The sequence below is a fragment of the Vibrio sp. genome (assembly GCF_050299255.1).
Classification (GTDB): domain Bacteria; phylum Pseudomonadota; class Gammaproteobacteria; order Enterobacterales; family Vibrionaceae; genus Vibrio.
Genome location: NZ_JBNKVP010000100.1, coordinates 1 through 10,488, shown reverse-complemented (window position 1 = coordinate 10,488; position 10,488 = coordinate 1). Strand labels below are relative to the sequence as shown.

At 47.6% G+C, this 10,488-nt stretch carries 8 protein-coding genes and 2 tRNA genes; 7 read left to right on the top strand and 3 right to left on the bottom strand.

Annotated features, from left to right (window positions below; genetic code table 11):
• Both ACQY6F_RS17115 and yeiP read right to left on the bottom strand, forming a co-directional pair.
• The coding region (locus ACQY6F_RS17115; RefSeq protein ID WP_428776156.1) for a DUF440 family protein at window positions 1-237 on the bottom strand (237 nt) is incomplete at its 3' end.
• Between the two features lie 4 nt (window positions 238-241).
• Window positions 242-808, bottom strand: coding sequence for an elongation factor P-like protein YeiP (yeiP, locus tag ACQY6F_RS17110; RefSeq protein WP_428776154.1), 567 nt, complete (start codon window positions 806-808; stop codon window positions 242-244).
• A 142-nt stretch (window positions 809-950) separates the two neighbouring features.
• Between yeiP and ACQY6F_RS17105 the strand changes: the two genes are divergently transcribed.
• Window positions 951-1,718 (top strand): nucleotidyltransferase domain-containing protein, encoded by a 768-nt coding sequence (locus ACQY6F_RS17105; protein ID WP_428776152.1) that lies wholly within the window; start codon window positions 951-953, stop codon window positions 1,716-1,718.
• A gap of 31 nt (window positions 1,719-1,749) precedes the next feature.
• On the opposite strand, the gene ACQY6F_RS17100 is transcribed toward ACQY6F_RS17105, so the two are convergent.
• Window positions 1,750-4,113: a DNA polymerase II gene (locus tag ACQY6F_RS17100; RefSeq protein ID WP_428776150.1), complete on the bottom strand. Its 2,364-nt coding sequence runs from the start codon at window positions 4,111-4,113 to the stop codon at window positions 1,750-1,752.
• A gap of 411 nt (window positions 4,114-4,524) precedes the next feature.
• Between ACQY6F_RS17100 and uvrY the strand changes: the two genes are divergently transcribed.
• The 6 genes from uvrY (at window position 4,525) to amyS (ending at window position 10,063) form a co-directional block, all read left to right on the top strand.
• On the top strand, window positions 4,525-5,169 hold the full coding sequence (gene uvrY, locus ACQY6F_RS17095) for a UvrY/SirA/GacA family response regulator transcription factor (protein WP_428776149.1): 645 nt from the start codon (window positions 4,525-4,527) through the stop codon (window positions 5,167-5,169).
• Entirely contained in the window at window positions 5,169-7,001 is a 1,833-nt protein-coding gene (uvrC, locus tag ACQY6F_RS17090) for an excinuclease ABC subunit UvrC (RefSeq protein WP_428776147.1), read from the top strand. The genes uvrY and uvrC overlap by 1 nt, the downstream gene beginning before the upstream one ends.
• A gap of 78 nt (window positions 7,002-7,079) precedes the next feature.
• Window positions 7,080-7,637, top strand: a complete 558-nt coding sequence (gene pgsA, locus ACQY6F_RS17085; protein WP_428776146.1) for a CDP-diacylglycerol--glycerol-3-phosphate 3-phosphatidyltransferase — start codon at window positions 7,080-7,082, stop codon at window positions 7,635-7,637.
• A 273-nt stretch (window positions 7,638-7,910) separates the two neighbouring features.
• Window positions 7,911-7,984 (top strand) — tRNA-Cys (locus ACQY6F_RS17080).
• 3 nt (window positions 7,985-7,987) lie between these two features.
• Window positions 7,988-8,063, top strand: a tRNA-Gly gene (locus tag ACQY6F_RS17075).
• A gap of 476 nt (window positions 8,064-8,539) precedes the next feature.
• On the top strand, window positions 8,540-10,063 hold the full coding sequence (gene amyS, locus ACQY6F_RS17070) for an alpha-amylase (protein ID WP_428776144.1): 1,524 nt from the start codon (window positions 8,540-8,542) through the stop codon (window positions 10,061-10,063).
• Window positions 10,064-10,488: the final 425 nt, after the last annotated feature.

Sequence of the window (10,488 nt, the reverse complement as noted above, 5' to 3'; positions counted from 1 at the left end):
GTCGTTCTGCTCATTGACCAGTCCGACTCTGACTTCAGCGTAGCGGTCGGTGTCGACTTCAAAGCCAACATGTTCAACCCAGTCATTGCCGGTTTCGACCAGTTCAGCCGCACCACGGTCATCAAACTGGGCAGTGAACAGGATCAGGTCTGCGGCTTCCAGGTTATCCGGTGCCATTTCCAGGAAGATATCGTACGCAACTTCAATTGCGTCATCAAAAGAGATTAAATCTGTCATCATTTTATGCGCGGTTCATGTATTTACGTTCGGTGGTGTTTACCACGATGCGGTCGCCGGTGGCAATGTATTCAGGTACCTGTACGACGAGGCCGGTAGAAAAACGTGCCGGTTTGGTACGAGCCGAAGCAGACGCACCTTTAATAGAAGGATCAGTCTCTTCAATCACCAGTTCCACAGAAGACGGTAGTTCGATTGCGACCGCGCTGCCGTTAACCAGGACAACTTGCAGACCCTGAATTTCTTCAGTGATGAACAGCAGTTCATCGGCGATGTCGTCTTGTTTGAAAGTAAACTGAGAGTAATCTTCGTTATCCATGAAGATGTACTCATCGCCGTCAACGTAAGAGAAAGAGACGTTGCGTTTGTTCATCTCTACGGTTTCCAGCACGTCGTCCGACTTATAGCGCTCATCTACACGGGCGCCGGTGTTGAGGTCAGTACAACGTAACTTATAAATTTTTGCACCGCCGCGACCACCCGGAGTGGTTACTTCAATATCTTTGATCAGCAATGTTTTACCGTTAGACTCGATGGCGAAGCCTTTTTTCAATTCACTTGCCTTTGGCATGGAAAGAATCCTTACAATAGAGGTACAAAGTTGGCCGGCATTATAGCAAGCCAGAATGATTAAGGAATCTCTTGATTGATGGTTCTCACTAAGAGATCATAATCCGTCTCGAATATTCATCAGGTAATCAGTTTTTAGTCTTATGCCACTCTCAGTTATCGATGCCCGCACACCTTTTCAACCTCAATATCAGGCTGCTGTCACTGACCTGGTGACTTTTCTCCGCGGTGGATTACAAGATAACCTGCACAGTGTCTATGTTTACGGCAGTGTCGCCAGAAAAACGGCCCGGCCGAACTACTCGAATCTTGATGTCGTGGTGGTTACGCACAATGACTTTTCGGCTAACCGCTCGACGCTGTTCAATACCATCAAATGGCGTTTTCAGAAAAGCCATCCGCATGTTACTGAGCTAAACATCAAATCGGCGCTGACCAGTGAAGTGGTCAGCCTTGATAGTCTGTTTTCCTGGGGATTTCTGCTGCGTCACTGCGCTGTCTGTGTGTATGGCGATGATTTATCCGAGTGTTTTGGCGACTACGAACCGAGCTGGGAGATCGCCAAACACTGGAATATGGACTTACATGATTGGCTGGCGGCTTACCGGTTACGGATTGGCAGTGCCGCCAGTAGCGCCGAGCAGATAAAAGCGCAGCAGGCGATAGCGAAAAAAATGCTCAGGGCCAGCTATTCACTGGTGATGTACAGAGACAAAAACTGGTTTGATGAGCCTATCGACTGCGGCCGGCAATTTTTACACTATCACCCGGAGAAACGTCGCGAAGTTGAGCGGCTGGCGATACTGTTGTCTGGCCAGCTGGTTGCAAAACGTTCTGTGGTGGGGCTAATGGATGAGTTCGGTAGTTGGCTGACCAAACAGTACCAGCGCACCGAATTTAAAATCGGCTAGCAAAGCCGGCGACAGAATCGCTCGCCGCAGATTAAAACAACCCCAATTGAGGTTGCGTCAGCTGATTAAAGTCCATGCCGATAAACGGCAGAATGGCGTTTGCGACTGGAAGCAACTGTTTATCGATGTAGTGCTGATAATCGATTGGGCTTTTCAGATACTCTTTCGGTTCAGGGCCATTTACCGTGATCAAATACTCAATCACGCCACGGTTCTGATACTGCTGAGGTCGGCCTAACTGGGCGTTGATCTCATCGGCCATTCTTGCCGCTCTCACCTGAGGCGGGATGTTTTTCTGATATTCACTCAGCTTACGTCTGAGTCTTTTGCGATAGACCAGCTCTTCATCTAACTCGCCAGACTTAGTCTGTTCCACTAGCTGACGAATATACTCAGCGGGATTCTCGCCGTGAAACACCATCAGGTACAGCTGCTGCTGAAAACGCTGCGCCAGAGGAGTCCAGTCTGTGCGGGCACTTTCTAATCCTTTAAATACCAGCTTCTCGTTTTCGCCATTCTGGATAAGGCCGGCGTAGCGTTTTTTAGAGCCGGTTTCCGCGCCTCTGATAGTCGGCATCAAAAATTTTCGGTAGTGGGTTTCATATTCGATCTCGAGAAACGAATTCAGGCCGAACTCATGCTCAAGATGGTTACTCCACCACTGGTTAATATGACTGACCAGTTCATTGCCGATAGCGTCAGCCTGCGGCTGGGCAAAGGCGCCGTTAAGCGATACGAAAGTCGAATCGGTATCACCATAGATCACCTGGTGTCCCTGTTGTTCAATCAGGCGCTTGGTCTGCTTCATTATTTCGTGGCCACGCATGGTGATGCTGGACGCCAGCCGGGTATCAAAGAATCGACAGCCGGACGAACCTAACACGCCGTAAAACGAGTTCATGATGATCTTAATCGCCTGTGAAAAAGGCGCATTTTGATTGCGTTTGGCTTCATCACGCGCTTGCCAGAGCTGCTCGATCATCTGTGGCAAGAAATGTTTAGTGCGGTGGAACTGGCCACCACGAAAACCTTCCACCGCCTGGTCTTCCTGGCTGCCCACTTCGAGTTGCAATCCCTCGATTAGCCCCAGTGGGTCAATCAGAAACGAACGGATGATAGAGGGGTACAGGCTTTTAAAATCCAGCACCAATACCGAGTCATACAGGCCAGGTATCGAGTCCATCACGTAACCGCCGGGACTGGCGAGCCAGTTCTCCGGTGTCAGGTTGGGCGCTATATAGCCAGCTCTGTGCAGCCTGGGTAAATAGAGGTTGGTAAACGCCGCGACTGAGCCGCCCAGACGATCGAGTTCGACACCGGTTAATTTGGACCGCTGGATGGCAAATTCAATCAGGTGGGTATGGTCAAAGATACGATTGACTAATACGCAGTCTTGCAGGTTGTATTTGGCCAGGGCAGGTTTGTCATGGCGAAACATATGGTTGATTTCCGCCATTCGGTCGTGGACATTGTTGATCGCCTTACCTTCACCCAGTAATTCGCGCGAAACCGACTCCAATGACCAGGAGCGAAACTGGTAAGTGGCGGTTTTTAAGGTATCGATGCCATCCATCACCACGCGACCGGGTAAGGTGACAAATCCCTGCTGCGAATGGCTGGCGGTACGAAAGTAACTGTGGCGCTGGCCCCGGCCGAGCTTGAGTTTGAGCTGATGCCACAGGGCACGCTTGTGGATCAGGCGAAAATCGAAATCGATGACGCTCCAGCCAATGACGATGTCCGGATCATAACGTTGAAACCAGTCGACTAATGCCAGCAGTAGTGCACGCTCATCGGTTACCCACTGGATGTTGGTCTCGGCAGGCTCAGGCTCGCCGACCATAATGACCCGGCTGTCCATAACGCTGTCCAGACCAATGGAATAGAGAATACCTTTTTCAGAGCACTCTATATCGAGCGATACCACCGAAAGTGAGGGGATATAATCGCCGGTACGACATTTGGCGGCAGTGACTTTGCTATAGCCATGTTCACTTCGTACCTGGCCGGCAAATTCGACACTGCCCTGAATATAGCGCTCCATCAGGTATCGGTCTGCCAGCTTGATATCGGCTTCGAAAGTTTCAATCCCCTGTTGCTGCAGAGCCTCGCACAGCTGTTGGCTAATTTTGATGGTATTGCTGTACACCGCAGCCACATCTATGTGCTGGAAGGTTTTCATTGGCAGAGATTTTATCCGGCAAGCCAAACCCATTTCGCTAGCGACTCGCTGGGTACTTTCCACCTGTTCGGCTGAGACAAAAAAAACCGGTTGCTCACCGTCAATAACTAGCTGGATCGGCCCATTATCGGTGGCTAACCAAAACTCGATTTGCGTGCTCTGTTCTATATCGCGAGCTTGGCGTGTTAGCACGAAGCCAGATTCAATCGTCAACCCAGGGATTCCTTTTTTTGTAACTGCGGGCGTTACCGATAATGATAACCAAAGGTATCAGACTGTTACACGCAAATCTGCCATTTACCTGCTACGCTATACCCAGAGTCTAAGGTCTAAATAGTGACTCATGCACACACTTCTGTTGGTCAAAAAATTATTTTACCTACTGTAACATTATGAATAATATTTGTTTTTTATGAAATGATTAACAGGTGTAGCTTTAGGAGGAAGTGAGCAAAATATTCGTCAGGTGCCCGCCACTAATTAAAATAAGTACTTGCTAAAGTTTGCATTTGGGCACATATTCAGTGTAAGAATCTAGTCCAAAATAGGTTACAATAGGCAGCGAAGCTGCGATCCACTGGCTAGGTGGGTGCAGAGCCAAGTAATAAGCGTGGAGATACAAGTTTGATAAGTGTTTTCCTTGTAGATGATCACGAGCTGGTTCGCACAGGGATACGACGTATTATTGAAGACGTCCGTGGAATGAACGTAGCAGGGGAAGCTGATAGCGGTGAAGAAGCAGTAAAATGGTGTCGAAATAATCATGCCGACGTCATTTTAATGGACATGAATATGCCGGGTATTGGTGGCTTAGAGGCTACCAAGAAGATCTTGCGTTTCAATCCTGATATGAAAATCATCGTTTTAACTGTTCATACGGAAAATCCGTTTCCAACTAAAGTGATGCAAGCCGGAGCTTCGGGTTACCTGACTAAAGGTGCCGGTCCGGATGAAATGGTCAATGCAATTCGCGTGGTTAATAGCGGTCAACGCTATATCTCGCCGGAAATTGCCCAGCAAATGGCGCTCAGTCAGTTTTCACCAGCGTCAGAAAACCCGTTTGCCGATCTGTCCGAGCGGGAGCTGCAGATAATGATGATGATAACCAAAGGTCAGAAGGTCACAGACATTTCTGAGCAGCTCAATTTGAGCCCGAAAACGGTTAACAGTTATCGCTATCGACTGTTCAGTAAGCTGGATATCAGTGGTGACGTAGAATTGACTCACTTAGCGATTCGACATGGAATGTTAGACACTGAGAGCTTGTAGTGTCGTCATCGTTTGATTCATCTGCTTTTCTCAAAACAGTCACTAATCAGCCCGGCGTTTACAGAATGTACAACGCCGATGCTGATGTGATTTATGTCGGTAAAGCCAAAGATCTGAAAAAGCGCCTGTCCAGTTACTTTCGTAAGAAAGTGGACAGCGAAAAAACACGCGCTTTGGTCAGCAACATAGCCAAGGTCGATGTCACCGTCACCCATACCGAAACTGAAGCTCTGATCCTGGAGCACAATTACATCAAGCAGTACTTACCTAAGTACAACGTACTGCTGCGTGATGATAAATCTTACCCTTACATCTTTATCAGTGGGCACAAGCATCCGCGTTTGTCTCTGCACCGCGGAGCCAAGAAACGTAAAGGGGAGTATTTTGGCCCTTATCCGGATTCAGGCGCAGTACGCGAAACCTTGCATCTGCTGCAGAAGATTTTTCCGGTACGCCAGTGCGAAGATACGGTATATAGCAACCGCACCCGTCCCTGTCTGATGTATCAGATTGGTCGCTGTGCAGCGCCATGTGTCAGTAGTGTGATTTCGGATCAGGACTATGCAGAACTGGTTAACTACGTACGACTATTTTTGCAGGGCAAAGATCAGCAGGTGCTCAACCAACTGGTTGAGAGAATGGAGCAGGCCAGTCAACAGCTGCAATTTGAACAGGCGGCCCGGTATCGGGACCAGATCCAGGCAATTCGACGGGTTCAGGAACAGCAGTTTGTGGCCGAAGACAGTATGGACGATATGGACGTGCTCGGTTTTGCCCAGGAAAGCGGGATTGCCTGTATCCATATTTTGATGATTCGTCAGGGCAAGGTGCTTGGCAGCCGCAGCCATTTTCCTAAAATCCCAAACAATACCAGCCGCGAAGAGGTGTTTGATAGTTTTCTGACTCAGTACTACCTCAATCAACAGGAGTCTCGGACCATACCGGGAAGGGTGATCCTGAATCGTGATTTGCTCCCCGATATCGCGCCGATTCAGTCTGCGCTGACTCAGCTCGCCGGGCGAAAAGTTCTGTTTCATGTTGCCCCTAGCGGGACTCGTGGCCGTTACCTTAAACTGTCTAATACCAATGCGCTGACGGCGATTACCACCAAGATCAACCACAAGATGACCATCTCACAACGCTTCAAAGCGTTGCGGGAAGTTCTGGCGATGGATTCCATTGAACGAATGGAGTGTTTTGATATCTCTCACACCATGGGGGAGAGCACCATCGCCTCTTGTGTAGTGTTCAATCAGGAAGGCCCGGTAAAACAGGAATACCGTCGCTACAATATTACCGGTATTACCGGCGGCGATGACTACGCGGCGATGGCACAGGCGTTAGAACGTCGCTACTCCAAGCAGCTGGATGTAGATAAAATCCCCGATATTATCTTTATTGACGGTGGTAAAGGGCAGCTAAACCGGGCCCATGAGATTGTTTCCCGCTATTGGGACGAATGGCCATTTCGTCCCACCATGCTGGGTATTGCAAAAGGAGTGACCCGTAAACCCGGGTTGGAAACGCTGATCACTACCGATGGCGAAGAATTCCATCTGCCCTCAGACGATCCGGCGCTGCATCTGATGCAGCACATTCGTGATGAAAGCCATAATCATGCTATTGCCGGTCACCGGGCGAAACGGGGCAAAACGCGCCGCACCAGTTCACTGGAAGGCATTGAAGGAGTGGGGCCCAAACGTCGTCAGGCGCTGTTAAAATACATGGGCGGACTCCAGCAGCTAAAACGTGCCAGTGTCGAAGAAATCTCCAAAGTTCCCGGAATCAGTCATTCTTTGGCAGAAAACATTTATCAAGCATTGAAACAATAATGAAAATCCCGCACCATAAGAGCCCGGTTCGCCACGGTGAGCCGGCCGACTACGCAATCGATAAGAGCCCTAACAAATATGCGTCTTAATATTCCTAACATTCTGTCTTTACTGCGACTATTTTTGATTCCAGTCTTTGTTGTCGCGTTTTATCTGCCGTATAGCTGGGCCCCCTTTGCTGCGGCTATGATCTTCTGGGTAGCCGGGTTTACCGATTGGCTGGATGGCATGTTGGCACGAAAGTTAGGTCAAACGTCCCGTTTTGGTGCATTTATCGATCCGGTCGCCGATAAAGTCCTAGTCGCTACGGCGCTGATTTTAATTACCGAGCACTACCATTCTATCTGGGTCACCATTCCGGCGGTGACGATGATTGCCCGTGAAATCATTATCTCCGCGCTTCGCGAGTGGATGGCTGAAATCGGTAAACGTGCCAGTGTCGCCGTGTCCTGGATAGGTAAAGTAAAAACGCTGACGCAAATGTTTGCCTTGTGGGTGCTTATCTGGCGCTATGATGACTGGATGATCTGGTTAGGCTATATCGCCTTGTATGTCGCAACCATTTTAACTTACTGGTCGATGGCCCAATACTTGATGGCGGCGAAGGACGATCTGTTGAGCGAGGAACATCACTAACCGGTGTAAAACAGTTATTGATTTCAAAAAGCGGGCGATGCCCGCTTTTTTTGTCTTTGTTGTTTAATAGGTATCTGCCGTTTGTAATAGTTATCTAGTTGAATTGAGCAGCAATTTTGTTAGTTTATTGACCAATTCAGCCCTTTTTGAATGCAAAGTAGACAAACGATTCAAAATTTAAAAAATAGTGTTGACTCAACTGGGCGAATCCGTAGAATGCATCCCGTACCCAAGAGCAATGCTGGTTAGCCAGGTTGGAAAGGGACACAAGAAGGCGCGTTGGCAGAGTGGCTATGCAGCGGATTGCAAATCCGTGGACCTCGGTTCGACTCCGGGACGCGCCTCCATTTGCGACACTAGCTCAGTTGGTAGAGCGCAACCTTGCCAAGGTTGAGGTCACGAGTTCGAACCTCGTGTGTCGCTCCAGTTTAAATGGATAGTGATTAATTTAGTCGGTATCCAAGATGGTGCTCCATCTGTAGAGTTCAAAAAAACCAGCCAAAGGCTGGTTTTTTTGTGCCCAAAACTCAGCATAAAAATCCTTCATATCTCTCTTCTGCTTCTCAACAACTGTGTTCCGCCCGTTATGTTTCATTGGTTGTCCATTAACCTGAAATCGATGACTGAAATGACAAGTTCAACAGATTGGCAACTATAGAATGGTTAATATATGCCCGCCATTTATTTGATCAGCTTGCCAGAATAAGACGAAATAATATATTCACACCATAAATGTTAGTTTTATCAACAATTGTACGTGCTTATTAATGTTAGCTTTTTTGTGCTTGCTATGTGGTTACCTGTTAACTGCAAATATTAACTACCTTCGATTAGCAAGCTGATAATTCTGTGTCTCTATGTTTTGGCAGGCACAAGTTTTAGTTATAACGAGAGAGAAAATAATGAAAGCGACAACACTTAAACGTGCAATTTTGCCGTTATCCTTGCTGTTATCAGTTCCTGTATACGCGTACCAAAACGGTACCATGATGCAATATTTTCATTGGTATGTACCGAATGATGGAAAACTGTGGACCCAGGTTGAAAGTAATGTTCAATCACTGGCAGAAACAGGCATTACGGCACTTTGGCTTCCTCCTGCGTACAAAGGTGCTGGTGGTAATAGTGACGTAGGTTACGGTGTCTATGATATGTACGATCTGGGTGAGTTTGATCAGAAAGGTTCGGTAAGAACCAAATACGGCACCAAAGATGAGTACATTAGTGCAATCCAGGTAGCCCACCAGAACGGTATTCAAATTTATGGCGATGTAGTGTTTAACCATAGAGGGGGGGCAGACGGTAAATCTTGGGTCGATACTAAGAAAGTTGACTGGGATAACCGAAATATTGAACTGGGTGATAAATGGATTGAAGCCTGGGTAGACTTCAGTTTCCCTGGTCGCAACGACAAGTATTCACCGTTCCACTGGGCCTGGTATCACTTTGATGGCGTTGACTGGGATGACGCCGGAAAAGAAAAGGCTATTTTTAAGTTCAAGGGTATCGACAAAGGTTGGGACTGGGAAGTCAGTTCGGAAAAGGGAAATTACGATTACCTGATGTATGCTGATCTGGATATGGATCACCCGGAAGTTAAACAGGAACTGAAAAACTGGGGCGAATGGTACCTTTCTATGACAGGAGTCGACGGCTTTCGCATGGATGCCGTTAAGCACATTAAATACCAGTATCTACAAGAGTGGATCGACTACCTGCGAGCAAAAACAGGCAAGGAACTATTCACTGTCGGTGAATACTGGAATTATGACGTCAATCAGCTTCACAACTTCATTTCCAAGACTTCGGGAAGCATGTCTCTGTTTGACGCGCCGCTACATATGAATTTCTATAATGCCTCTCGTTCTGGCGGCAACTACGATATGCGTCGGATCATGGATGGCACTTTAATGAAGGATAATCCAGTAAAAGCGGTAACTCTGGTTGAAAACCATGATACGCAACCGTTACAGGCGTTGGAATCTACAGTGGATTGGTGGTTCAAACCGCTGGCCTATGCATTTATCTTGCTTAGAGAAGAAGGCTACCCATCGGTATTTTACGCAGATTATTACGGTGCGCAGTACTCTGACCAAGGCTACAACATCAATATGGCGAAAGTCCCCAATATTGAAAAGCTAGTCTCATTGCGAAAAGACTACGCATACGGAAAACAGCACTCTTATCTGGACCATTGGGATGTCATCGGCTGGACAAGAGAAGGGGACAGCGAACACCCTAACTCCATGGCCGTGATCATGACAGACGCGGCTGGTGGCAGCAAATGGATGTACACAGGGCACCCTAATACGCGATATGTCGATAATCTGGGTAACCGTAGTGAAGAAGTCTGGACGGACGGCAATGGCTGGGCAGAGTTTCCAGTCAACGGTGGCTCTGTATCGGTTTGGGTGAGTACCAATTAATTGGTATCGCTAGCCGAAAGGTATTCGGTATTCGATAAATAACAAAAGGCTGGAAATTCCGGCCTTTTGTTTCATTTACTTAGAATGTCATTAACGCAATAACCAGTCGCTACTCAACTAAGTTATTAATTGTCAGCCGGTTACCCGACGGTTTTGGTTGTTACATGACCATATTAATAACCTCAGTACAGACAAAGCAGGGCGGTAACAAGGGGCCAAAATGCTTAACTGATGAACTAAATGTCTGATTAATGAACATGAGAGGCGGATTTTTAGCCATGCAGTTCAAAACATTACATTTTCTTGTTGACGAAAATTCTCAATGAAGTAAAGTACACCTCGTTCCCAGCGACAACGGGTTGCTGAGAATGATTTAAGGATGGTGTCTCCATCGCTTATATAGCGTGCCCTGGTGGTGGAATTGG